This is a genomic window from Siccibacter turicensis LMG 23730 (assembly GCF_000463155.2).
GTDB classification, from domain to species: Bacteria; Pseudomonadota; Gammaproteobacteria; order Enterobacterales; family Enterobacteriaceae; genus Siccibacter; species Siccibacter turicensis.
Genome location: NZ_AWFZ01000028.1, coordinates 456556 through 480371, shown reverse-complemented (window position 1 = coordinate 480371; position 23816 = coordinate 456556). Strand labels below are relative to the sequence as shown.

Annotated in this window: 27 protein-coding genes; 14 read left to right on the top strand and 13 right to left on the bottom strand. The window is 57.3% G+C overall.

Features of this window, described 5'->3' with window-relative positions; genetic code table 11:
• The first annotated feature begins 10 nt into the window (after window positions 1–10).
• The 3 genes from DW58_RS06690 (at window position 11) to DW58_RS06680 (ending at window position 1931) form a co-directional block, all read left to right on the top strand.
• A complete protein-coding gene (locus tag DW58_RS06690; protein ID WP_024549821.1) occupies window positions 11–748 on the top strand; it encodes a phosphatase in 738 nt (245 codons plus the stop codon).
• A gap of 22 nt (window positions 749–770) precedes the next feature.
• Complete coding sequence (locus tag DW58_RS06685; protein WP_024549822.1) at window positions 771–1337, top strand: TorD/DmsD family molecular chaperone; 567 nt, start codon at window positions 771–773, stop codon at window positions 1335–1337.
• A 111-nt stretch (window positions 1338–1448) separates the two neighbouring features.
• Window positions 1449–1931 (top strand): DUF1097 domain-containing protein, encoded by a 483-nt coding sequence (locus tag DW58_RS06680; RefSeq protein WP_024549823.1) that lies wholly within the window; start codon window positions 1449–1451, stop codon window positions 1929–1931.
• A 3-nt stretch (window positions 1932–1934) separates the two neighbouring features.
• Here the strand turns inward: DW58_RS06680 and csgG are convergent, their stop codons facing one another.
• From csgG to csgD, 4 genes are read right to left on the bottom strand one after another with little or no spacing between them, the layout of a single operon-like run.
• Window positions 1935–2768, bottom strand: coding sequence for a curli production assembly/transport protein CsgG (gene csgG, locus DW58_RS06675; RefSeq protein ID WP_024549824.1), 834 nt, complete (start codon window positions 2766–2768; stop codon window positions 1935–1937).
• Between the two features lie 25 nt (window positions 2769–2793).
• Window positions 2794–3210, bottom strand: coding sequence for a curli production assembly/transport protein CsgF (gene csgF / locus DW58_RS06670; RefSeq protein ID WP_024549825.1), 417 nt, complete (start codon window positions 3208–3210; stop codon window positions 2794–2796).
• A 22-nt stretch (window positions 3211–3232) separates the two neighbouring features.
• Window positions 3233–3622, bottom strand: a complete 390-nt coding sequence (gene csgE, locus DW58_RS06665; protein WP_024549826.1) for a curli production assembly/transport protein CsgE — start codon at window positions 3620–3622, stop codon at window positions 3233–3235.
• A gap of 4 nt (window positions 3623–3626) precedes the next feature.
• Entirely contained in the window at window positions 3627–4277 is a 651-nt protein-coding gene (csgD, locus tag DW58_RS06660; protein ID WP_024562410.1) for a biofilm master transcriptional regulator CsgD, read from the bottom strand.
• A gap of 764 nt (window positions 4278–5041) precedes the next feature.
• Here csgD and csgB point away from each other — a divergent pair.
• The 7 genes from csgB to DW58_RS06625 all read left to right on the top strand — a co-directional run bounded on the left by csgB (window position 5042) and on the right by DW58_RS06625 (window position 11209).
• The gene (csgB, locus tag DW58_RS06655; RefSeq protein WP_024549158.1) at window positions 5042–5491 is read left to right on the top strand and encodes a curli minor subunit CsgB; all 450 of its coding nucleotides are present in this window, start codon (window positions 5042–5044) and stop codon (window positions 5489–5491) included.
• A 42-nt stretch (window positions 5492–5533) separates the two neighbouring features.
• On the top strand, window positions 5534–5950 hold the full coding sequence (csgA, locus tag DW58_RS06650) for a curli major subunit CsgA (RefSeq protein ID WP_024549157.1): 417 nt from the start codon (window positions 5534–5536) through the stop codon (window positions 5948–5950).
• 65 nt (window positions 5951–6015) lie between these two features.
• Window positions 6016–6372, top strand: a complete 357-nt coding sequence (csgC, locus tag DW58_RS06645) for a curli assembly chaperone CsgC (protein WP_024549156.1) — start codon at window positions 6016–6018, stop codon at window positions 6370–6372.
• Between the two features lie 121 nt (window positions 6373–6493).
• Window positions 6494–6805 (top strand): type 1 fimbrial protein, encoded by a 312-nt coding sequence (locus DW58_RS06640; protein ID WP_024549155.1) that lies wholly within the window; start codon window positions 6494–6496, stop codon window positions 6803–6805.
• 167 nt (window positions 6806–6972) lie between these two features.
• Complete coding sequence (locus tag DW58_RS06635; protein WP_024549154.1) at window positions 6973–9153, top strand: TonB-dependent receptor; 2181 nt, start codon at window positions 6973–6975, stop codon at window positions 9151–9153.
• A 93-nt stretch (window positions 9154–9246) separates the two neighbouring features.
• The gene (gene ymdB, locus DW58_RS06630) at window positions 9247–9777 is read left to right on the top strand and encodes an O-acetyl-ADP-ribose deacetylase (protein WP_024549153.1); all 531 of its coding nucleotides are present in this window, start codon (window positions 9247–9249) and stop codon (window positions 9775–9777) included.
• Complete coding sequence (locus DW58_RS06625) at window positions 9722–11209, top strand: phospholipase D family protein (RefSeq protein ID WP_029696379.1); 1488 nt, start codon at window positions 9722–9724, stop codon at window positions 11207–11209. The genes ymdB and DW58_RS06625 overlap by 56 nt, the downstream gene beginning before the upstream one ends.
• Window positions 11210–11252: 43 nt before the next feature.
• On the opposite strand, the gene mdoC is transcribed toward DW58_RS06625, so the two are convergent.
• Window positions 11253–12407 carry a glucans biosynthesis protein MdoC gene (gene mdoC / locus DW58_RS06620; protein WP_024549151.1) on the bottom strand — a complete coding sequence of 385 codons (1155 nt, stop codon included), beginning with the start codon at window positions 12405–12407 and terminating at the stop codon, window positions 11253–11255.
• Between the two features lie 281 nt (window positions 12408–12688).
• Here mdoC and mdoG point away from each other — a divergent pair, with 281 nt between their 5' ends.
• The 3 genes from mdoG to DW58_RS06605 all read left to right on the top strand — a co-directional run bounded on the left by mdoG (window position 12689) and on the right by DW58_RS06605 (window position 17072).
• Window positions 12689–14224: a glucans biosynthesis protein MdoG gene (gene mdoG, locus DW58_RS06615; protein ID WP_152525613.1), complete on the top strand. Its 1536-nt coding sequence runs from the start codon at window positions 12689–12691 to the stop codon at window positions 14222–14224.
• Window positions 14217–16748, top strand: a complete 2532-nt coding sequence (gene mdoH, locus DW58_RS06610; RefSeq protein WP_024549149.1) for a glucans biosynthesis glucosyltransferase MdoH — start codon at window positions 14217–14219, stop codon at window positions 16746–16748. Before mdoG ends, mdoH begins: the two co-directional genes overlap by 8 nt.
• A gap of 96 nt (window positions 16749–16844) precedes the next feature.
• Window positions 16845–17072, top strand: coding sequence for a YceK/YidQ family lipoprotein (locus DW58_RS06605; RefSeq protein WP_024549148.1), 228 nt, complete (start codon window positions 16845–16847; stop codon window positions 17070–17072).
• 10 nt (window positions 17073–17082) lie between these two features.
• On the opposite strand, the gene DW58_RS06600 is transcribed toward DW58_RS06605, so the two are convergent.
• Window positions 17083–17457: a MysB family protein gene (locus DW58_RS06600; protein ID WP_024549147.1), complete on the bottom strand. Its 375-nt coding sequence runs from the start codon at window positions 17455–17457 to the stop codon at window positions 17083–17085.
• Window positions 17458–17624: 167 nt separating this feature from the next.
• Entirely contained in the window at window positions 17625–18545 is a 921-nt protein-coding gene (locus tag DW58_RS06595) for a Kdo(2)-lipid IV(A) acyltransferase (protein WP_024549146.1), read from the bottom strand.
• A gap of 226 nt (window positions 18546–18771) precedes the next feature.
• On the opposite strand from DW58_RS06595, the gene trhO reads away from it, so the two are divergent.
• The gene (gene trhO, locus DW58_RS06590; protein WP_024549145.1) at window positions 18772–19821 is read left to right on the top strand and encodes an oxygen-dependent tRNA uridine(34) hydroxylase TrhO; all 1050 of its coding nucleotides are present in this window, start codon (window positions 18772–18774) and stop codon (window positions 19819–19821) included.
• A 62-nt stretch (window positions 19822–19883) separates the two neighbouring features.
• Here the strand turns inward: trhO and DW58_RS06585 are convergent, their stop codons facing one another.
• The 6 genes from DW58_RS06585 to dinI all read right to left on the bottom strand — a co-directional run bounded on the left by DW58_RS06585 (window position 19884) and on the right by dinI (window position 23795).
• Window positions 19884–20459, bottom strand: coding sequence for a YceI family protein (locus tag DW58_RS06585; protein WP_024549144.1), 576 nt, complete (start codon window positions 20457–20459; stop codon window positions 19884–19886).
• Window positions 20460–20473: 14 nt separating this feature from the next.
• On the bottom strand, window positions 20474–21028 hold the full coding sequence (locus DW58_RS06580; protein ID WP_024549143.1) for a cytochrome b: 555 nt from the start codon (window positions 21026–21028) through the stop codon (window positions 20474–20476).
• A 296-nt stretch (window positions 21029–21324) separates the two neighbouring features.
• On the bottom strand, window positions 21325–21438 hold the full coding sequence (locus DW58_RS19985; RefSeq protein ID WP_071789258.1) for a YceO family protein: 114 nt from the start codon (window positions 21436–21438) through the stop codon (window positions 21325–21327).
• A 78-nt stretch (window positions 21439–21516) separates the two neighbouring features.
• Complete coding sequence (gene solA / locus DW58_RS06575; RefSeq protein WP_024549142.1) at window positions 21517–22632, bottom strand: N-methyl-L-tryptophan oxidase; 1116 nt, start codon at window positions 22630–22632, stop codon at window positions 21517–21519.
• Between the two features lie 270 nt (window positions 22633–22902).
• Entirely contained in the window at window positions 22903–23157 is a 255-nt protein-coding gene (gene bssS / locus DW58_RS06570; RefSeq protein ID WP_029696377.1) for a biofilm formation regulator BssS, read from the bottom strand.
• A gap of 392 nt (window positions 23158–23549) precedes the next feature.
• Window positions 23550–23795, bottom strand: coding sequence for a DNA damage-inducible protein I (gene dinI / locus DW58_RS06565; protein WP_024549140.1), 246 nt, complete (start codon window positions 23793–23795; stop codon window positions 23550–23552).
• Window positions 23796–23816 lie beyond the last annotated feature (21 nt).

The following is a 23816-nucleotide window of genomic DNA, read 5'->3' as shown; positions in this document are numbered from 1 at the left end:
GGAGCGCCTTATGTATCCCGTTGACCTGCACATGCACACCGTTGCCAGCACCCACGCCTACAGCAACCTGCACGACTACATCGCGGCGGCGAAGCACAAAGGTATCAAGCTGTTTGCGATTACCGATCACGGCCCTGACATGGCGGATGCCCCGCATCACTGGCACTTTATTAATATGCGCATCTGGCCGCGCGTGGTGGATGGCGTGGGCATCCTGCGCGGTATCGAGGCGAATATCAAAAACACCGCCGGGGAAATAGACTGCACCGGGCCGATGCTGGATTCGCTGGATCTGATCATCGCCGGTTTTCATGAGCCGGTATTTCCGCCGCAGGATCGGGCCACCCATACCGAGGCGATGATCGCCACCATGGCAAGTGGCAACGTCCATATCATCAGCCACCCCGGCAACCCTAAGTTCCCGGTCGATATTCCGGCCATTGCCGAGGCGGCGGCACGCTATGATGTGGCGCTGGAGATCAACAACTCCTCCTTTATTCATTCGCGCAAGGGGAGCGGCCCGAACTGCCGCGCCATTGCGGAAGCGGTGCGCGATGCCGGCGGGCGCGTGGCACTGGGCTCGGACTCCCATACCGCCTTCACCCTCGGCGAGTTTGATGAGGCGCTGAAGGTGTTACGCGACGTTGAATTCCCGGAGGATCGCATCCTCAACGTCTCTCCCCGTCGCCTGCTGGATTTCCTTGAATCTCGCGGCATGCCGGCCATCCCTGAACTGAACGATTTTTGAGTCACACCTTACTGGAATGTTTATGAACGAGTTTTCGATGATTTGCCGCGTACTGGGCTCCCTTTACTATCGTCACCCGCAGGATCCGCTGCTGGCACCGCTGCTGGAGGCGATCCGTGAAGGGAAGCTGGCGCAGGGCTGGCCGCTGGAGCAGGATGCGCTGTTTGAGCGTCTGCAAAAGAGCGTGAACGATCCGGCGGTCGCCGCCGACTACGACGCGCTGTTTGTTGGCGAGGCGTGCAGCGTGCCGCCATACCGTTCTGCCTGGCTGGACGGTACGTCGGAAGCGGACGTCCGCGCATTTCTGACCGCGCGCGGTATGCCTGTCCCCAGCGGGCCGGCGGATCACTTCGGCTTCCTGCTGCTCGCCGCCTCCTGGCTTGAGGATAATGCCGCTGAGGATGAAAGCGAGGCGCTGGATACCTTGTTCACCGAATACCTTCTGCCGTGGTGCGGCACCTTCCTCGGGAAGGTAGAAGCGCACGCCACCGGTGCCTTCTGGCGTACGCTGGCGGAGCTGACCCGCGAGGCCATCGGCGCCATGCTGGATGAGCTGGAAGAAGAAGCCGACGACGCGTCGGCAGAGTAGCCATTTGCGTGTGATTCAGCTCACAAATAAAATGTAATGACCGGTGCGTTATTACAAATAACGTGCTCTGAATCACACTCATTCGGGCGGCGTTCGCTATCATACGCCGCTATGAAACGATCACTCTCCCTTGCATTCACTACCGGCCTGATCTCCGCCATTTGGGCGTGGGTCGCTGTTGCGCTGGCGCTGCCTTCCTGGGCCGGCTTTCTCGGTTGCACCGCGTTTTTCGCCTGTCCACATAAGGATCGCCGCGGGCTACTTATCACCTTCGCAACGCTCTCCAGCGGCGTGGCGTGGGCGCAGATCATTCTTCATCTCAGTACGCTGACCACGGGTTCCCTGGCGGGATATGCCCTGACCGGCGTAGTGGCGTTCCTGATGTGTATTCAGGCCCAGCGTCGGCTGCTGGCGTTTATCCCCGGTACCTTTATCGGTGCCTGTGCCACCTTTGCCGCTCAGGGCGACTGGCAGAGCGTGCTGCCCGCCCTGTGGCTGGGGATGCTGTTTGGTGCAGCGATGTTTGTCAGCGGTATGTGGCTTGGCAGAAGCCCGGATGAGAAAGCGCCGGGCGGTGCCCGGCAGCCAGACTAACCCTCACGACTCCGGGGGCAGGTTAAGGTTTTTATACTTCGCCAGCACTGGGTCGTTGATATCCGCGGCGTTGCGCAGCGACCACAGCCCGCGCTCGATGCCGTCGTTCACCAGGAAGATCACCCCGGTTTCAATGGCCGACATCAGACACAGCATCACCGGTTCATTAGCGGTATAACCGATCTCTCCCTCAAGCAGCCGCTGGTAGTCGACGAAGCGGAATACCCCGGCCTGCACTTCATAGGAGAGAATGGTTTTGCTGGTGTTGACCGAGGAGAGGATCTCACCGGTGCTGACGTTGACCACCCGCAGGTTCACCGCCACCTGATCAAGCTGATACTGGGTGTCGCCCCCGATCCCGAAATAGCGTGCGCCAACCCCACCCGATTTGACGTTGCTGTCATACCCGATAATCGACCCTTCGATCATGACGTTTGCCGCCACCAGTGACGGGAGCGGCACGCGGTTGTTCTCCGCAACCGTGCCGTTTTCCTGCGCCGCACGAATGATTTTCCGTTCGTTGAGCAGGTTTTGCAGGCCCTGACGCTCAAGCGGAATAAACCAGCGCGAGTCCTTCAGCGCCGTTACCAGCATCGCCGTGGCGCTCTGCGGCACCGCAGTGGAGAAGTTGCTTGCCGGATAGGGCTTAAACTGCCCGGTTTCGTCCTGAATGTTGTATACCGAGACAAACAGTTTGCCGGTGGGGCTGGGCAGGTGGGTGAGATCACGATAGCTCTGCGCGCGGGGCATCAGCGTAGGGCTGGCGGCTTGTTTCGGCGGCGCGGTAAGACAGCCGCTGAGTAAACATATCGAGAGGATCAGGAGCAGGCGCTGCATGATGTGTTTCCTTTATGCCCGAACTTCAGAAGTCAGCCGCGTTGGCCTGTAAACCCGACACCTCAATGGTGGAGGTTCTGCCGGTTTTACGGTCGGTGACGTTAAGGACTAGCTGCCCGTCGCGGTTGGCGATATCGACAATAAAGTCGGAGGTCACCATGCGGCCTGGCTTGCCGGTATTGATATTGGTCAGCAGACCACCCAACAGCTGCGACTGAATCGACTGGGTGAAATTATCCAGCGCCGAGGGCGTTTCAATGCCCAGATCGTCTTTCCATGACGGGTCTTTATAAGAATTTTGTGCCTGGGCGCTATTCAATAAAAACGCGCCGTTGTTGGGGTTACCGCCGAAATTAGGGTTGCGAAACTGAAAGGTCATATTTCCTGCCCAGCTTAACGGGCAGACGAGCAGCAACGTAACAACCGCATGAGTGATACGCATGGCAGACTCCTGATATCGCGAGTTAAAATTCGTCGTGGGCTAAATCACCCGTGCTCAGTAATGTTTTATCAATCTGGCGGCGCCGAATCGCCGCGTCGGTATTAATAAGCGCAACATCCACATTCCTGTCGAAATCGCGTCTGCCAGGGTATAAAAACGCCTGATAAATAATATCCTGATCGACGGTAATCGTTATCCAGCTACCCCAGCGGGCGCTGGGCCTTTCATTAATCGTTAAATTTCCCGTGAAATCACTTTCCCATTTGTCGCTGAACGCCCGATAAAACTCGTGACCAACGGACGTCACGGTATGGTCGGTCAGCAGACCGGGAATTTCGACCTCCACGGCACGCGCAACGTTAGCGGCGCACAGCAAAACCGCCCCCAGCAGCCAGACTGAACGGAGAGTCATGATATTATCGTCTGAGGTTATCGTTGGCCCAGGAAACGGCCTGAGTCCGGTTCTTTACCGCAATCTTTTTGAATAAATTATAAAGATGGGTTTTAACGGTGTTTTCGCTAATAAACAGCGACTGGGCTATCTCATTATTGGACGCACCAATACGCAGTTTATTAAGGATCTCTTTTTCACGATGGGTGAGGAGCGCCGATTCATGACAGTTAAAACGGTAGTGCGCGGAACGGGTAATTAAATAGCTGGCCAGCTTCTGTGAAAAGCAGCATTCGCCGCGCATCACGCTCTGTAATCCCTCCGCGACCCGAACTTCATCATCACCGACATAAAACACGCCGTTAATATGCGGCCAGCTTTCGATGTCGCGATAGGGATACTCATCGGGCGTGTTAAGCAGCAGCAGTTTTATCTGGCTGTGGTGATGAACTAACTTATCCTGCCAGTAATGGATTACCTTTTTATCCGCTTCCATCATATCCAGCAACACCACGGTACCCGGCGGGATGGTATCCACAGTTCGCTGAATATTATGCAGTTTCCCGCTGACGGCGAGCGCGAAAGTAAACTGTTGTAACAGGGCACTGGCCTGCAAAGAGGGCCGGGTAATCAGCAAAAGCCGTTCACCGCGCCAGGTATGGACTTCATTAAACATGATGAAACCCCACTGTTTTTGGATCGCCTGTCAGCGGGTCCGACGCAGGCGTCGGACCCCCAGAAGCACTGACAGAAGCCGCACTGCTGTGTATATAAAATAAATAAAAGTCATTCCCGGGGCGGGTAATGAAAAGGAATTCAGAAATTACATACTGCTTATTTCAATCTAACTATTACCCTGCGTAAATCAAGTGCGTAACATGTAACAAAATGTAATATGGAATATTTAAATGTTTCCTTGCTGTTTTTTGATTATTTTAAGATTAATGAATGGCGCTATTTCCAGGCGGCAAAAGTAAGGCGATTAGCTATAACGTGATATTTTATCATTATGTATTAAAAGCGATATATCCTTTGCAACTAATTGCGTTGCTTATCTGGGCGGTAAAGACCACATGCGTTATCACGCCTTGCCGCTGCGCTTAGGAATGCGTATCGCGGTGACAGGATTTTCTGTCAAATTTGTAATTGATCTCTCAAATGCGCTGCATCGCGTAGAGATGCCAGACAGCCTGGCCTGCCCGATAGGCTTTTTCGTCATTTGCACAGTCTTTATCTGCCACGCAACGCTAAGCGCATGAATTAACGTTACGACTTTGGTATGAGTCGGTGAAATAAAATCCCCCGCGCGGGTGAGATATTTTATTTTTCTTGCTGAACATACTCTGTCTCGTAACACAGCGATAACACATGCGGCGTTATGCAGGGAGAGAGACGGTCACGTTTATTCTCCGGGATCACAACCCAGGTGCAGGTGACAACATGAAAAGCAGCACGTTATTTGCGGTGTTGGCATTGCTGAGCGTGCCTGGTATGGCCGCGGCCGGCGATATGGCTGCGGCAGAGTATAACTTTGCGGTAAATGAATTAAGCCAGGCCTCTTTTAATCAGGCCGCCATTATTGGTCAACAGGGCAATCTGAATAACGCCCGTATTCGCCAGGATGGTCAGAAAATGCAGGCGGTGATTTCCCAGAACGGGAACGGCAACCGGGCAAACGTGGATCAGAGCGGCTATTACAACCTGGCTTATATCGCGCAGGACGGCCAGTCCAACAGCGCATCCATTACCCAGGCAGCATGGGGTAATACGGCGATGATCCTGCAAAAAGGTGCAGGAAACAGAGCCAGTATCACCCAGTACGGCACCCAAAAAACCGCAGTTGTAGTGCAAAAGCAGTCGCAGATGGCTATTCGCATCGTACAGCGTTAGGCAGACAGCGACCCGTAAATTCAATCCGATGGGGGTTTCACCATGAAATTGTTTAAAGTGGCAGCATTATCAGCACTGGTTGTTTCCGGCAGCGCACTGGCATTTCCTTTTCATCAGGCTGATGAAAATTCACAGCTGAAAATCTATCAGAACGGCAGTGCAAACCATGCCCTGGCCCTGCAGTCCAACGCCATGGACTCAAAAACGGATATTAAACAGCTCGGTGCCAACAACGGTGCCGATGTCGGACAGGGGTCGGACGACAGTTCAATTGACCTGCTGCAAAGCGGCTATGCCAACAATGCCACGCTCGATCAGTGGAACGGTGAAGACTCAAAAATTGACGTGCGCCAGTACGGCAGCGGCAACGGTGCGCTGGTGGATCAGACCGCCTCGGGATCTACGGTTGAAGTACAGCAGGTTGGCTACGGCAACAACGCCTCCGCCTTCCAGTATTAAGCAACCTCTCGCACTCGCAGGGCAGAGCAGGGCTTCGGCCCTGCTTTTTTTATGGGGAGAAGATTATGCCCGGCTGGATGTTGCTGGCCGCGCTGGCCAGCCAGATTAGCTTTCACGCCAGTCAGCAAGGGGCGGAGTATATTCTGCGCCCGGAGGTCGTGGTGGCGCGCGACTGTCGATGTGCAGTGACGCTCGAGGTGATTCGCCACGGGCAGGGGGGCGAGATCCACTCCCGACAACAGCGTCAGCTGCTGCTTTACGCGCAGCGGCCACAAACCCTGGCGCAGCTGCGCCTGACGCTCGAGGCGGACGACGAGACGCGGGTCATCGTCACGGTATCGGACGGTGAATCTATAAATATCATCAATGAATGGCGGCCCGCACGGCCTGATGTCAGCGCGCCTGCGGGCAATAAATTGTGAGCAAGGTACTGAAAAACAGAAATGTAATGGCGCGACGTGGCGAAACGCAGCGGCTGTGCCAGGGTGAATGAGACAGGATGTACATCACTTTCATGGATGAGTTGACCGCGAGGAGCCAGCCATGAAATCTATTCCTTCCACGCTTGCGCTGTGCGCAGCGGCAGTCGTCTTCAGCAGCCACGCCGACGCGTCCGGCGGGGGCGTCGTTCACTTCCGCGGCAGCATTGTGGAAGCACCCTGCGAAGTCAATCAGGCGGCCACCGCATCCCGCGTACAGCTCAGCTGCTTTCAGCATGGCAAGGTTACTGAGCAGACTATCCCGCTCAACACGCTGAAAACCCACCCCGTTAAAAGCGATGCCCCCGTCGCGATGGACGTCCACTACCTCAATCCGCAGAAAACGCTCGCAGTGGTCACGCTGCGCTATAACTGATGTTTCGCGCCTGAAGACCACCTCGGGCGCACCCCTCACGACTCCCTGTCTGAAACACCGGTTTATCTTTTAATACGGATGATGATTAATTCTTGCAAATCCTTACAGGCTAATGATAATCACGATCAAAATGATAATCGTTACCAACAATGACGCAGGGATCCCTCATGTCTTCTCGCTTTGTTCACCGACCGGCTTCACGTCCGCGCCTGCTGGCGCTGGCCGTGAGCGTTGCCGTTTTACCCGCCGCCTGGGCGGCAGAGACCCAGAACGATACCATCACCGTTACCGCCACGCCGGAGGCACCGTTCCGCGCCGGCGGGGACGAACTGGTGCCGGCCTACCTTGACGGGCAGGTCGCCAACGGTGGTCGACTCGGCATGCTCGGGGAACAGGATGCGAGCAGCGTGCCGTTCAACGTGGTCGGCTACACCGCAAAGATGATTGAAGACACGCAGGCGAATACCCTGAGCGATGTCCTGCGCAATGATGCCGGCGTGCAGCCGGTACGCAGCTACGGCAACTTCGGCGAGTCATACCGGGTACGCGGCTTCCTGCTTGACGGGGACGATGTCTCCTTCGGCGGGCTGTACGGCGTGCTGCCGCGTCAGGTGGTCAGCACCCAGATCGCCGAGCGTGTGGAAGTGATTAAGGGGTCAACCGCGTTTCTCAACGGCGTGCCGCCGGGCGGGTCCGGCGTGGGCGGTGCGGTGAACATTGAGCCGAAGCGTGCCGGCAGTGAGCCGCTTACCCGCGTCACGGTGGACTACGCCCAGCGCGGCGAAGTGGGAGGGGCCATCGACACCGGCCGCCGCTTCGGGGAGGACGACCGGTTCGGGGTGCGCGTCAACCTGCTGCACCGGGAAGGCGAAACAGAAGTGCATCATCAGAAATCACGCACCAGCCTCGCGTCGGTGGGGCTGGACTATAAAGGCGATCGCTTCCGATCCTCCCTTGATGCCGGCTGGCAGAAGCTGAGTATGCATTACGGGCGGATCGGCGTGGCAATGGGGGCTATCACCGAGCTGCCGGCGGTGCCGGATAACCGCACCAACTACGGTCAGCCGTGGGTCTACAGCGATATGTCCTCCCGCTTTGCCGCGCTGCGCGGCGAGTATGATATCGCGCCGGACTGGACGTTTTACGCCGGCGTGGGCGGGAACGATAACGATGAGTGGGGCGCGTACAGCTCCTCGACGCTAAAAAGCAGCGACGGCAGCGCCACCATGCGCCGCATGGATACCCACTATGTCTCGGACAGCTTCTCCGGCATGACCGGGGTGCGCGGCAAGTTCGCCACCGGTGTCATCAACCACAGCGTCAACCTGGGCTACTCCGGGGTATATCGTAAGACCGGTTCGGCCTACAACCTGTCGGCCACCCAGTCCGGGCTGAACATCTATCACCCGGTGGTGATCCCGCGCCCTGAGACGATAAGCGTCACCGGCGACATGGGCGATCCGCATACCCGCAGCCGCACCCGCACCGGCGGCGTCTCGCTGTCCGACACGCTCTCGATGCTTGACGATCGGGTGCTGGTCACCGCCGGGCTGCGTCGTCAGGAGATCACGGTCCACAACTACTCCTGGGAAGGGGTGGAGGACCGGAACGCGACGTTCGACAGCATGAAGGTCACCCCGGTCTACGGCGTGGTGGTGAAGCCCTGGCAGCACGTTTCGCTTTACGCGAACCACATTGAAGCCCTGCAGCCGGGCCCAACCGCCAGCAGCAAGGCGACCAACGCCGGGGAAGTGGTGGGGATTGTCAAATCCACCCAGAACGAAGTGGGTGCGAAGTTTGACTATGGCCGCATCGGCGGTAGCCTGGCGCTGTTCGAAATCGAGAAGCCGGTCGGGATGATGAACAGCAGCGGCAACTACGATCTCTACGGTGAGCAGCGCAACCGCGGCATGGAGCTGAACCTGTTCGGCGAACCGGTGTACGGCGTGCGCCTGATGGGTAGCGCCCAGTGGCTTGCCCCTGAACTCACCAAAACCGCCGAGGGTGCGAACGATGGCAACGATGCGCCGGGCGTACCGCGCTATCAGCTGCGGCTGGGCGGCGAATGGGACCTGCCGTCGGTGGAGAACCTGACGCTGAACGCCACGGTAATGCGCACCGGCTCGCAGTACGCTAACGCGGCTAACAGTCTGAAAGTGGATGCCTGGACGCGGCTGGATCTGGGCGCGCGCTACAGCATGAAGGTGAACGAGCAGACCCTGACCTGGCGTGCCACGGTGGAGAACGTTACCGACGAGAAATACTGGGCTTCGGTGGATGATTCCGGTTACTACCTGACGCAGGGCGACCCGCGCACGCTCAGGCTGTCGATGTCCGTTGATTTCTGACCTTACACGCCCGGCTGATGCCGGGCGTGTTGTTTCTGCCGCTTCCCTTGCGCGTGATCTACACTGATAGCAGGCCTCATTAAGGAGATTGCCATGCAATCGCGAATTCAGATCGTGCAAGGGGATATTACGACGATAAGCGTGGACGCTATTGTCAATGCCGCCAACCCGTCGTTACTGGGCGGTGGCGGTGTGGACGGGGCCATTCATCGCGCTGCGGGACCGGCGCTGCTGGCGGCCTGTAAGAAGGTGCGGCAGCAGCAGGGCGAGTGCGCCCCGGGCCATGCGGTGATCACTGAAGCAGGTGAGCTACCGGCCAAAGCCGTGGTGCATACCGTTGGCCCGGTCTGGCGAGGGGGAGAGGCGCAGGAGGAGCGGCTGTTACAGGATGCCTACCGCAACAGCCTGCAGCTGGTGACGGACAACGGCTACCGCAGCGTGGCGTTTCCGGCCATCAGCACCGGCATCTATGGATACCCTCGGGCGGCGGCGGCGCTTATCGCGTTCAACACCGTTTCAGACTATCTGACAACGCACTCGCTACCGGAGCAGGTATACTTTGTCTGCTATGACGACGAAAACACCAGACTTTACCAGCGGTTACTTGCCCAGCACGCCCTCTGATAACGCGCCCGCGACGCGCCTCGGGCGGGCGATCGCCCCCACGCGTCGCGCGCATCCCGACCTGTGCGGGCTGCATACGCTCGCCGATAGCCTCGACGCGTTCGCGGCGCGCTATCTGCTGGCTGGCATGGCGGAGCAGAGCCTGGACGTGCAGTACTATATCTGGGAAGACGATATGTCCGGGCGTCTGCTGTTTCAGGCGCTGTTCGATGCCGCCCAGCGCGGGGTGCGGGTGCGCCTGCTGCTGGATGACAACAACACCATCGGCATGGACGACACCCTGCGGGCGATGAACGCTCACCCCAATATCGAAGTCCGCCTGTTTAACCCTTTTTCCTTTCGTACCCTTCGCGCGCTCGGCTATCTCACCGACTTTGCTCGCCTCAATCGCCGGATGCACAACAAAAGCTTTATCGTTGACGGTGAAGCGACGATTATCGGCGGGCGCAACGTTGGCGACGCCTACTTCGGGGCCGGGGAGCAGCCGCTGTTCTCCGATCTCGACGTGCTGGCCATTGGCCCGGTGGTGGAGGACGTCACCCGCGACTTTGAGCGCTACTGGAACAGCCGCTGCGTCTCGACGCTGCAGGACGTGTTGCAGCTGGATGCCGAAGATATTAACGAGCGGGTGAGGCTGCCCAAAGCCTGGGAAGATGATCCGGTGACGCAGCGCTATCTTGAGCGACTGGACTCCTCTACCTTCGCCACAAATCTGGAGGCCGGCACCCTGAAGCTGGTCTGGGCGCGCACGCGGCTGCTCAGCGACGATCCGCGCAAAGGGATGGGCAAAGCCCGCAGCCATACGCTGTTGCCGCAGCGTATGCTCGACGCCATCGGTCAGCCGCAGGAGGAGATAGACATTATCTCCTCTTATTTTGTCCCGACCCGCGCCGGGGTGGCCTGGCTACTGGGCCTGGTGCGCAAGGGCGTGAAGGTGGCGATCCTGACCAACTCGCTGGCGGCCAACGATGTGGCGGTGGTGCACGCCGGCTACGCGCGCTGGCGTAAGAAGCTGCTGCGTCACGGCGTAGAGCTGTACGAGCTCAAGCCCCAGCACCCGGCGGGCGCGCTGCCCCACGACCGCGGCCTGACCGGGAACTCCGGCTCCAGCCTGCATGCCAAAACGTTCAGCGTCGATCGGCACAAGCTTTTTATCGGCTCGTTTAACTTCGATCCGCGTTCGGCGATGCTCAATACCGAAATGGGATTTGTGATTGAAAGTAATGAGCTGGCGGGCAAGATTCACACCCGTTTCGCCCAAAGCCAGCGCGAGGCGGCCTGGGCGCTGCGTCTCGATAAATGGGGACGTATCAACTGGGTGGAGCAGCAGGAGGGCAACGAAATCGTCTGGAAAAAGGAGCCGAAAACGCGCCTGTGGCAGCGTGTGCTGGTGCGTCTGGTCTACCGTCTGCCGATTGAGTGGCTGCTGTAAGCGGCTCTCCTTTATTGATACGCGATAAAGGAGAGCACCTGCCTCAGGCGCTGGCGGCGACCACCGGGCGTTTCTGCGGCTTGCCGGAGAACAGGAAGCGCAGCAGCGGCACCCGCAGATGCAGCTCGTAAAGCACGATCGCCAGCCCTACCACAAACACCAGTCCACACAGGAAACCCAGCGTATTCGAGGCGATATGCGGCGTGATGTAGGCCCCGAAGAACAGCGTCAGCGGATGGTGCACCAGATAGATAAACAGCGACGCGTTAACGAAGTAGGTCACGCGCGGCGAGTGGGAATTGAGCAGGCGATAGCCGAGTGCGAATACCACGTTGACCATGCAGATCCCCATCACCATGGTGATGACGCTTTCGGTTTCGTACATCCAGCCTTCACCGCTGCCGTAGCGCTGATTAAGCAGGTAGGCCGCGAACGACAGCGCCGCACCCGCACAGTACGTGGGGGAGAGGGTGAGGAATTTCGCTTTCAACGCCGGATACTTAAACACCAGCGCGCCCAGTAAAAAGAATGGCAGGTAAAACAACGTCTGCATCACCGTAAAGTTAAACAGACCATCGCGCAGTACCGGTTCGCACAGCAGCAGCAGCGTGCGGCGCAGTGCGCCATAGAGTACGCCGGCGCAGGCAAAGAGCAGGATAAACCGCAGCGGCGTCAGCGAGGCGTAGAAATCGGCCCGCGGCGAGCGCACGCTGGCGCGCATCTTCTGAAACAGCACCAGGCTCAGGGTGGTGAGGATCACCAGCACCAGCAGGAACCAGAGATGAGAAATCAGCTCCCAGACCAGGGTGTTGTATTTATCGTAGAACGAGAGCGCGGCCCAGCCGTCGGTTTTACCTTTGACGTATTGCAGCATCATAAACTGCGGCAGCGTCAGCAGCGGGATGGCGGTGAGCATCGGAATACCGACGCGCTCGACCCGCACTTTCCACCACTTCGGGCGCGCGTAACGTAAAAACAGCATGTACGAGAAATAACCCGAAATAACGAAAAATACCTGCATGCGGAAGGCGTGTATAAAATCGTTAAACAGCGTCAGCCACCAGGTCGGTGTGGCGCTGTTGACATGCCAGACGTGGCTCGAATAAATGAGGGAAATGTGAAAGGGGATCCCCAGCAGCATTAACCATGCGCGAATGGAGTCGAGGAAATATTCGCGCTGGGCAGGTGTGTCAGTCATATAACTCCGGATATTCTCGGACTAATCGTCTTATCCCTGTGACAGTTTCTGTCTACATTCGGTGGCAACCCTACACGAAGGAGCGCACACTGTCTCCAGGACAAAGGCGTAAAGTGAAAACCATTCGCTTTCATTTGCTTATTCTGCTTAATCCCTGAACCGGTGCGCTGAACAAAGCGGGGATTGTGTTGTCGGAAAGCGCAAGTTTCCATTAAAATGGATTGGATTGATTTAAGCACACAAAGGGGGAAGTGCTTAGTTATATGAAACATAAAACACAGATTATGAAAATGCGCTGGTTGGGCGCCGCAGTGCTGATGTCCCTTTATACCACTTCGGTTTGGGCATTCACTATCGACGATGTCGCAAAACAGGCGAAATCCATGGCAGATAAGGGCTACGAAGCGCCCAAAAGCAATCTGCCGGCCGTATTCCGCGACATGAAATATGCGGACTACCAACAGATCCAGTTTAATCACGATAAGGCTTACTGGAGCGCACTTAAAACCCCATTCAAGCTCGAATTTTACCATCAGGGTATGTACTTCGACACGCCGGTCAAAATCAATGAGGTGACCAGCACTACGGTAAACCGTATCAAATACAGCCCGGATTACTTCAATTTTGGCAACGTCCAGCACGATAAAGACACCGTAAAAGACCTCGGCTTTGCCGGCTTTAAGGTGCTCTATCCCATCAACAGCAAAGACAAGAACGACGAAATCCTGAGCATGCTCGGCGCCAGCTACTTCCGCGTCATCGGCGGTGGTCAGGTGTATGGCCTGTCGGCGCGTGGACTCGCGATTGATACTGCTCTGCCGTCCGGCGAGGAGTTCCCCCGTTTTCGTGAGTACTGGATTGAACGTCCGAAGCCAACCGACAAACGTCTGACCATCTACGCGCTGCTGGATTCCCCGCGCGCCACCGGTGCGTATCGCTTTGTGATTACCCCCGGCCGCGACACCACCGTCGATGTGCAGTCGAAAGTCTACCTGCGCGACAAAGTCGGCAAGCTCGGCGTAGCGCCGCTGACCAGCATGTTCCTGTTCGGACCGAACCAGCCGTCACCGGCCACCAACTTCCGTCCGGAGCTGCACGATTCCAACGGTCTGTCAATTCATGCCGGCAACGGCGAGTGGATCTGGCGTCCGCTGAATAACCCGAAACATCTGGCGGTCAGCACCTTCGCGACCGAGAACCCGCAGGGCTTCGGTCTGCTGCAGCGTGGCCGTGAGTTTGCGCGCTTTGAGGATCTCGACGATCGCTACGACAAACGTCCAAGCGCGTGGATCACACCGCATGGTCAGTGGGGCAAAGGGAAAGTCGAACTGGTAGAGATCCCGACCAACGACGAAACCAACGATAACATCGTGGCCTACTGGACGCCGGACCAGCTGCCGGAAGCGGGCAAGGAGATGAACTTCAAGTACACCATCACCTTCAGCCGTGACGAAGACAAGCTGCACGCCGCCGATAACGCATACGTGACCCAGACCCGTCGCTCTACCGGCGATGTGAAACAGTCGAATCTTATCCGTCAGCCTGACGGCACCATCGCGTTTGTCATTGATTACGCGGGCGCGGCGATGAAAAAGCTGCCGGAAAATACCCCGGTCACCGCCCAGACCAGCATTGGCGACAACGGTGAAATCGTCGAAAACAGCGTGCGCTACAACCCGGTCACCAAAGGCTGGCGTCTGACGCTGCGCGTGAAGATCAAAGATCCGAAGCAGACGACCGAAATGCGTGCTGCTCTGGTGAGCGGCGAGCAGCCCCTGAGTGAAACCTGGAGCTATCAGTTACCTGCCAATGAATAAGACAACTGAGTATATTGACGCGCTCGCCCTGCCTGCCGGGCAGAAAGCGACGCTGGCGGGCGCGGAGGATCTCCGCGCCGTGCATCAGGCGCTGAGCGGTGAGGGGCAGACCTACGCCCGTGAGGATGATTCTCCGCTCGGCTCGGTAAAAGCACGTCTCGAGCAGAGCTGGCCTGACTCCCTCGGCGGCAACCAGCTGATCGAAGACGACGAAGGGCGCACCCAGCTTCAGGCGATGCCGAAGGCGAAGCGTTCCTCGATGTTCCCGGACCCGTGGCGCACTAACCCGGTGGGCCGCTTCTGGGATCGTCTGCGTGGTCGTGACGTCCCGCCGCGCTACCTGCGTCTCTCACAGGAGGAGCAGGCCGCTGAGCAGAAGTGGCGTATCGTCGGCACCATTCGTCGTTACATCCTGCTGCTGCTGACCCTGTCCCAGACCGTGGTCGCCACCTGGTACATGAAAACCATTCTGCCGTATCAGGGCTGGGCGCTGATCGACCCGGCTGACATGATGAATCAGGATCTGCTGGTCTCCTTCATGCAGATCCTGCCTTACATTCTGCAAAGCGGCATCCTGATCCTGTTCGCCATTCTGTTCTGCTGGGTGTCGGCAGGTTTCTGGACCGCGCTGATGGGCTTTTTACAGCTGCTGATCGGGAAAGATAAGTACAGCATCTCCGCCTCGACGGTGGGGGATGAGCCTATCGATCCGGCGCACCGCACGGCGCTGATCATGCCTATCTGTAACGAAGACGTGGATCGCGTGTTCGCCGGCCTGCGTGCCACCTGGGAATCGGTGAAAGCCACCGGCCAACAGGCGCACTTTGACGTCTACATCCTGAGCGACAGCTACAACCCGGATATCTGCGTGGCCGAGCAAAAAGCCTGGATGGAGCTTATCGCCGAAGTCGAAGGGGAAGGGCAGATCTTCTATCGTCGCCGCCGCCGCCGCGTAAAACGCAAAAGCGGTAACATCGATGACTTCTGCCGTCGCTGGGGCAGCCAGTACAGCTACATGGTGGTGCTGGACGCTGACTCGGTGATGACCGGTGACTGCCTGACCGGCCTGGTGCGTCTGATGGAAGCGAACCCGAATGCCGGGATCATCCAGTCCTCGCCGAAGGCTTCCGGAATGGACACGCTCTACGCGCGCTGCCAGCAGTTCGCGACCCGCGTGTATGGTCCGCTGTTCACCGCCGGTCTGCACTTCTGGCAGCTTGGTGAATCCCACTACTGGGGCCATAACGCCATCATCCGTGTGAAGCCGTTCATCGAGCACTGCGCCCTGGCGCCGCTGCCGGGTGAAGGCTCGTTCGCCGGGTCGATTCTGTCGCACGACTTCGTGGAAGCCGCGCTGATGCGTCGTGCTGGCTGGGGCGTGTGGATTGCGTACGATTTGCCGGGTTCCTATGAGGAACTGCCGCCGAACCTGCTGGACGAGCTGAAACGCGACCGTCGCTGGTGTCACGGTAACCTGATGAACTTCCGCCTGTTCCTGGTGAAAGGGATGCACCCGGTGCACCGTGCGGTGTTCCTGACCGGCGTGATGTCCTATCTGTCGGCGCCGCTATGGTTCCTGTTCCTCGCGCTCTCCACGGCGTTGCAGGTGGTTCACGCCCTGACCGAGCCGCAGTACTTCCTGCAGCCGCGTCAGCTGTTCCCGGTGTGGCCGCAGTGGCGCCCCGAGCTTGCCATCGCGCTGTTTGCCTCGACCATGGTGCTGCTTTTCCTGCCAAAGCTGCTGAGCGTGATGCTTATCTGGTGTAAAGGGTCAAAAGAGTACGGCGGCTTCCTGCGCGTCACGCTCTCCCTGCTGCTGGAAGTGCTGTTCTCGGTGCTGCTGGCCCCGGTACGTATGCTGTTCCACACCGTCTTCGTGGTGAGCGCGTTCCTTGGCTGGGAAGTGGTCTGGAACTCACCGCAGCGCGATGACGACTCCACCCCGTGGCTGGAAGCGTTCAAGCGTCACGGCTCGCAGATGCTGCTGGGCCTGGTGTGGGCCGTTGGCATGGCGTGGCTCGACCTGCGCTTCCTGTTCTGGCTGGCTCCGATCGTCTTCTCGCTGATCCTGTCGCCGTTTGTATCGGTGATCTCCAGCCGGTCGACCGTGGGTCTGCGCACTAAGCGCTGGAAGCTGTTCCTGATCCCGGAAGAGTACAACCCGCCGCAGGTGCTGGTGGATACCGACCGCTATCTGGAGATGAACCGCGCACGTTCGCTGGAAGATGGTTTTATGCACGCCGTATTTAACCCGTCGTTCAACGCGCTGGCCACCGCCATGGCAACCGCCCGTCACCGCGCAAGCCAGGTGCTGGAGATTGCCCGCGATCGCCACGTTGAACAGGCACTCAACGATACGCCGGATAAACTGACCCGCGATCGTCGTCTGGTGCTGCTGAGCGACCCGGTCACCCTGTCGCGCCTGCACTACCGCGTCTGGTCGTCCCCGGAGCGCTACTCCTCATGGGTGAGTCACTACCATGAGCTGCAGATGAATCCGCACGCCTTACGCAGTCACAGCTAAACGCGGCATCCGCATCAATACCGGCCTTCTGGCCGGTATTTTTTTATCCGCATAAACCGTCGTTATAATTAACGATAAACAAGAGGGGGAAGGGATGTGAAAGCCGTAGCGCTGATAGTAATAGCCTGTTTGCTTTCGGGGTGTGGCAGCATTGTCAGCCGCACGATACCGGGGCAGGGGAAGGGTAATCAGTATTACCCCGGTGTACAATGGGACGTGCGCGACTCCGCCTGGCGGTACGTGACGATTCTCGATCTACCTTTCTCGCTGGTATTCGATACGCTGCTGTTGCCGGTGGATATCGCGCACGGCCCTTACGAGTAGCGCGGCGGAATTAGCGCTCGTCCCACTCGTCCGCTGCCGCTTTACCTTCTTCGGTGTCCAGCGGCTGTTCGAGCTGGAATTCACCCTCATCCCATTCGTGCAGCGTGTTCTCCTCCATCCACTCCTGGCGCAGTTCGATTTCATCATAGTCGTCATCGAACACGCTCTGGGCGGCTTCTCCGCTCAGGATCGGCAGACACTCACCGGCATCTCCCTCATCGGCGAAAAACTCGGCCTGCCACATAATGTCGCCATCCTGTAACACGAATTTCTGGATGTTGAGCTGCTGGATGTTGGCATCCTCCTCTTCAACGCCCGGGTTGTTGGCGATGAATTCTTCACGCGCAGCGTCGATTGCTTCTTCAAGCGTGGCATACATGGTCATAGGTTTCTCCCTGATGTCAGACGTGTGTTTTCAGGAAAGGATAGCTGAAGATTGGAAAGGGCAAGCGGGAGGGGAGAAAAAATTACCGGTGAAGGGTTTGATTTCAGGCGCGAGCGCCGCAACGGTATGAAAAATAACGCCCTCTGCCGGGAGCAGAGGGCGAAAACTCAATAGCGATCCGGTACGCCTTCTGGACGGGTCTTGAAGCGGCGGTGCAGCCACATGTACTGATCCGGGGCCATCATCACGCAGCGTTCTACCACTTTGTTCATCCAGGCCGCGGTGGTTTGTGCGTCGTCCACGGGCGGATTGAACTCCGGCTCCATCAGGATCATTTCGTAACCGCTGCCGTCCGCTTTACGACGCGGCACAAACGGCAGGATCGCCGCCCCGGAGGTCTTGGTCAGCATCCAGGTGCCTGCGGTGGTCGCGGCCTGCTCAACGGCAAAGAACGGCACAAACACGCTGGCGCGCGGGCCGTAGTCGTGATCCGGCGCGTACCAGACCACTTCCCCTTTCTTGAGCGCCTTGATCATGCCCTTGAGATCTTTGCGGTCGATCATCGACTTGTTGGAGCGCATACGACCCCAGGTTTGCAGCCAGTCGAGCAGCGGGTTGTCATTCGGACGGTAGACGCCAATCCCCGGCTCGTTGATGCCGAAGATGCGTGCGCCCAGTTCCAGCGTCAGGAAGTGAACCCCGAGCAGCAGGATGCCGCGATGCTGATCCTGGATCGCTTTGATATTCTCCAGCCCTTTAACGGTAAACCAGCGCTCGATACGCCAGTTCGGCCAGAACCAGGCCATGCCGGTTTCCAGAAAGCCCATGCCTACCGACTCAAAATTCTTTACCACCAGTTCGCGACGGGCTTTTTCATCCAGCTCGGGGAAACAGAGCTCAATGTTACGCGCGGCGATGCTGGCGCGGCGTTTCATTACGCGCAGCGCGAGATGCCCGATAAGGCGGCCAATGCGCAGCAGCAGCGGGTAGGGGAGGAGGACCACCAGCCAGAGCGCGCCGATGCCAAGCCAGGTCAGCCAGTAGCGTGGATGAAGGAGCGCAGGGGTAAATCGAGGTAGTTGCGTCATGAAAGTCCTGTTATATGAGCGGAAGCAGTGCTGTCGGCTATTGTGACATTATTTGTCGCCGCACCAAAATCACTGCGCGATGAGTGCGCAAAGAATGGGCAATTTTTACAGCTATATCGTCAAAGTGTTGCAAATGTAGCGCAAAAAGCGGGGATGTAAATTATTGATAATTGCTATATCATCCTGCCCGATTCATTTCATTCACGATTGCAGGACGACGTACACCATGCCAGTGTTACATAACCGCATATCGAATGAGGCGCTGCGTGAGCGTATGCTCGCCGAAACCGAACCGCGCACGACCATCTCATTCTATAAGTATTTTACCATCGCCGACCCAAAAGCCACGCGTGACGCGCTGTGGCAGACCCTTACCGCGCTCGACGTATTTGGTCGCATTTACCTTGCGCATGAAGGCATAAACGCCCAGATTAGCGTTCCCCAGAGCAAGTTCGAAGCGTTTCGCGCCGCGCTGTATGCGTTTGACCCGGCGCTGGACGGCCTGCGTCTGAACATCGCGCTGGATGATGACGGCAAATCCTTCTGGGTGCTGCGCATGAAAGTGCGCGACCGCATCGTCGCCGACGGCATCGAGGACCCGGATTTCGACGCCAGCAACGTCGGGGACTACCTCAAGGCTGCGGAAGTGAACGCCATGCTGGACGATCCGGAGGCGGTGTTTATCGACATGCGCAACCACTACGAATACGAAGTGGGCCATTTTGAAAACGCGCTGGAGATCCCGGCGGACACCTTCCGCGAGCAGCTGCCGAAAGCGGTCGAAATGATGCAGGATCATAAAGATAAAAAAATTGTGATGTACTGCACTGGCGGCATTCGCTGCGAGAAAGCCAGCGCCTGGATGCGGCACAACGGCTTCAATAAAGTATGGCACATTGAAGGTGGCATTATTGAGTACGCCCGTCGCGCCCGTGAGCAGGGGTTACCGGTCCGCTTTATCGGTAAAAACTTCGTGTTTGACGAGCGTATGGGCGAGCGCATCTCGGATGACGTGATCTCCCACTGCCATCAGTGCGGCGCGCCGTGCGACAGCCACACCAACTGCAAAAACGACGGCTGCCATCTGCTGTTTATTCAGTGCCCGCAGTGTGCTAAGAAGTTCAACGGCTGCTGTAGCGAGCTGTGCGCGGAAGAGTCGGTGCTGCCTGAAGAGGAGCAGCGTCGCCGCCGTGCGGGCCGTGAAAACGGCAATAAAATCTTCAACAAGTCCCGTGGTCGTCTGAATACCAAACTGGGCATTCCGGATCCGGAATAACCTGCGGCGATAAAAAAGGGCAGCGAGGATTTCCCCGCTGCCCTTTTTTTATGTCTGGCGTATTACTTCTGACGCACGCCTTCCACAGAGATGATCAGCTCCACGTCCTGCGAGGCCGGGCCCAGATCGGTGGTGATGTTAAAGTCTTTCAGGTGGATTTTGCCTTCGGCTTCAAAGCCGGCGCGCACGCCGCCCCACGGATCGTCACCCTGACCAATCAGCTTCGCTTCCAGAGTGACCGGTTTGGTAACGCCATTCAGCGTCAGGTTACCGGTGATGTCCAGCTCGTCACCGTCTTTCTTCACGGCGGTAGAGGTGAAGGTAGCCTGCGGGAATTTCGCCACGTTCAGGAAGTCAGCGCTGCGCAGGTGCTTGTCACGCTCGGCGTGGTTAGTGTCCACGCTGGTGGTGTTGATGGTGACGTTCACTTTATCCGCTGCCGGATTCTTTTCATCAAAGGTAAAGGTCCCGTCGAAGTCGTTAAACGTCCCGTACAGCCAGCTGTAGCCCAGATGCTGAATGCGGAAGTTGACGAAGGCGTGCTGGCCCTCTTTGTCGATTTTGTAGTCAGCAGCAACGGCTGAGCCGGTCGTGAACAGCAGGGCACCTAAAGTAACCCCCAGCAGGCTTTTTTTCATGTTTCGCTCCATGGTTAACGTGATGCTTTCCCGAGCATGCGCTTGAGAGTGACATCTTTATCGATGAAATGGTGTTTTAAGGCGGCCAGACCGTGCAGCACGGAGAGGATAACCACGCCCCACGCCAGCCAGAGATGCACCTGACCTGCCAGATCGGCCTGCACGCCGGCATCGCTCAGCGTCGCAGGGACCTCAAACAGGCCAAAGACAGAGATCGGTTTCCCGTCGGCGGTGGAGATCAAATAGCCGCTGACCAGAATAGAGAACAGTACCAGGTACAGCAGAACATGCGCCGCCACGGCGCTGAGGCGCGTCAGCCTTGAGTAGCTCGCCAGTGCGGTGGGAGGACGGGAAATAAAACGCCAGAGGATGCGCACCACCATCACCATCATCAGCAGGATGCCGATGCTTTTGTGGATTTCCGGTGCCTGATGATACCAGCCGTCGTAATAGCTCAGCGTCACCATCCACAGGCCAAGGGCAAACATGCCGTAGACCGTGGCCGCCACCAGCCAGTGAATAACCACCGAGACCACGCCATAGCGCTCTGGAGAATTACCCCACTGCATAACTATTCTTCCGTTAATAAAAAGTAATGGAAATAACAATGGCGTGTGAAAATATGAAAAGCAATAAAAAAAACGGTATTAGCGTATGAAGATTTTTTATTTCTAAAATTTTGATGTTGTAATGGGTATCAGTATCAAAGGTGTCGATTAACAATGCGGGGATGTTAGTTAGCACGCTGATATATGAGATTTTTTCAGCATCAGTTTTTTCCTGTCACGTTCTAATAAACTGTTTGAATATTCAGGGAAATTCAGCTGAATGTCAATTTATGTCAGTTAACGTCAACGGGAAAATATCAGCGCATCAGCAGATAAATAACATCCAGCGCGGCAAGTATCAGCCAGAAAACGATATATAGCATCAGGTGCTCACGCACATTATTGATTAAAAAGTGAATAACGCGGCGCATGAAGGGTTACCCATGAACAAGATGTCGCGATGCCGTAGGGCGTGTGGGTGAAACCCCGGCGCGAGGCCGGGGAGGGGATTAGCGGAAGCGTGCCAGTGAGAATGCAGAGAGATCGACATCCTGCGTCTGGCCTGCGGCGAACCGGGCGGCAATCTCGCCCAGTACCGCGGCAAACTTGAAGCCGTGGCCGCTCAGGCCGGTGATGACCATCACCGCAGGCCGATCCGGCAGCGTATCGATGATGAAGTCCTCGTCCGGCGAATTGTCATAGGTGCAGGCGGCACCGTACAGACAGCCGCCGATGCCGGGCAGATGCTGGCGCAGGAACGGGAAGGCTTCCGAACCATCGCCCGGATAGCCGCCGAAGGGCTTGCGTTCCTCTTCGCGCTGGATAGGCTGGCCGCCGTTGTGCTTGCCAATTTTCAGGGCATCGTCTTCCGCCGGGAAGCCGTAGTACTGGTCGCCGTTTGCCATCTCGGCGGTAAAGGCCGGAAATCCGTTTTTCACGCTGTAGCGACCATCGGCCTGGAACCAGGCAAACACTTTGCGTACCGGAGCCACAGGCAGGTCGGGCAGCAGCTTGCCAACCCAGGTTCCGGCGCTGACCAGCATTTTCGCACCGGTGTAGACGCCGTCGCTGGTGGTGATGCTGACGCCGTCGGCATCGGTATGGATAGCCGTCACCGGGCAGTTAAACAGCTGGGCGCAGCCGGCTTCGCGGGCGAGGCGGATCCACTCTCGGATCGCGTTTTCGCTGTGCAGCACGCCGGAGGCTGGTTCGTAGAGCCCCACGTAGTTCTCCGGCACGCTGATTTCCGGCCAGCGGGCCGCCATCGCCGCCGCATCAAGACGCTCCAGCGTCAGCTGATACTGCTGCGCACTCCGGACGACGTTGGTCAGAAAGTCGGAGTCCGCCGGCCCGAGGTTGACCACCCCGGTGCGTTCGAAGATGCGCTCTTCGCTCAGCGACTGAAGTTCATCCCACAGCGTCTGGGCGCGCAGCACCAGCGGGACATATTTCTCCCCTTCGCCGTAGGCATGACGGATAAGACGGGTGTCGCCGTGGTGGCTCCCCTCTTTGTGAGGTGGGTGGAAGCTGTCCACCATCAGCACCTTCAGCCCGGCACGGGTTGCATAGTATCCGGCCGCCGCGCCCGTTGAGCCACTGCCGACGATGATTAAGTCATAGTGCATGAATTTTTCTCTGTGGATGAGCGGAGGAGTAGCAGAGTAATTAAGCCGCCTGCGATTCTCAAGGGTTACCTGAAAAGGGGATTATATATTGTTACCGCTGCGAGAATGAAATCGTTCCCGAAATGAGACGGCACGGGGAATAAATAACCCTGCAAAGTGAAGTGTTATATGGCGATAGCGGAACGCGCAGCGGGGTAATATTAATGCGGAACCCAGAAATAAGTCAGGCACCCGAAAGGGTGCCTGGAGGTGGAAGAGAGCATGCACGCGTTAGTGCTTACGATAATCATTTTCCTGGTATTCACCGGACTCAATTTTGGCAATCCCGGCTTCAAGGATGGAGATAAATTGTCGTGCTACATCGGTGGTTAGCCACAGGGTGCTACCTACTTCCGTTTCGTCGTGATCGTCTTGCGGGGCTGCCAGGTAGTGCAGGCGCAGCATCAGCGCATCGTAGCTATCTACGGTGCTGATGTCCCATCCAACGAGGGGATGAGTCTGGATTACTTCATTATTCTTTACCATTATAACCCCCTTAATGCGTGTTTAAAGACAACGACTTTCGAGGTTCAATGCGTTTTTCATATTTATTGAAGCAGGTTAAGTATATCAATACTTATACGAAAAACGGTAGTAATTAAATACCTTGCAACATAAAAGCGGCGTTTTTTGAGTTAATTGCACATTTAAGCGGCAGGATAGCCAAAATAATTTGCGAAAGGGAAAGGATCAATCAGAGTAGCGCTGAAAATAGCGGCAGGACTGGAAAATAAAAAAAACCGGGTGGCGTACCCGGCAAACATCAAGGGGGCCCGAACGGCTCTGCGCAACGGCGGCGGCCAGGTCACTCTTTGTCAGGGCGGTTAGCCCCGACGCGACCGGCGCATCACGCGCTGTGGAGAACGTCCGGGTGAGGGTTAACTGGCAGTAAACCAGTCGTCGGCGCTTTCCCAGGTTTCTTGCAGAATTTCACTGACACGCTCTTTGTCTTCTTTCGCGCCACCAAATACGGAGAGGTTATTGGCGGACGCATAGCGCACCGTAACCTGATTGGTCAGGTCCGGATAATGGTTGTCGATACGACGGGACAGTTCACAGGCCAGCGCGTCAGCCGCACCGGGTGGAAGTTGAGTCAGTTTCGAAATGGTGACTTCTACACGCATAATAGCCCCCTGTTTAATATA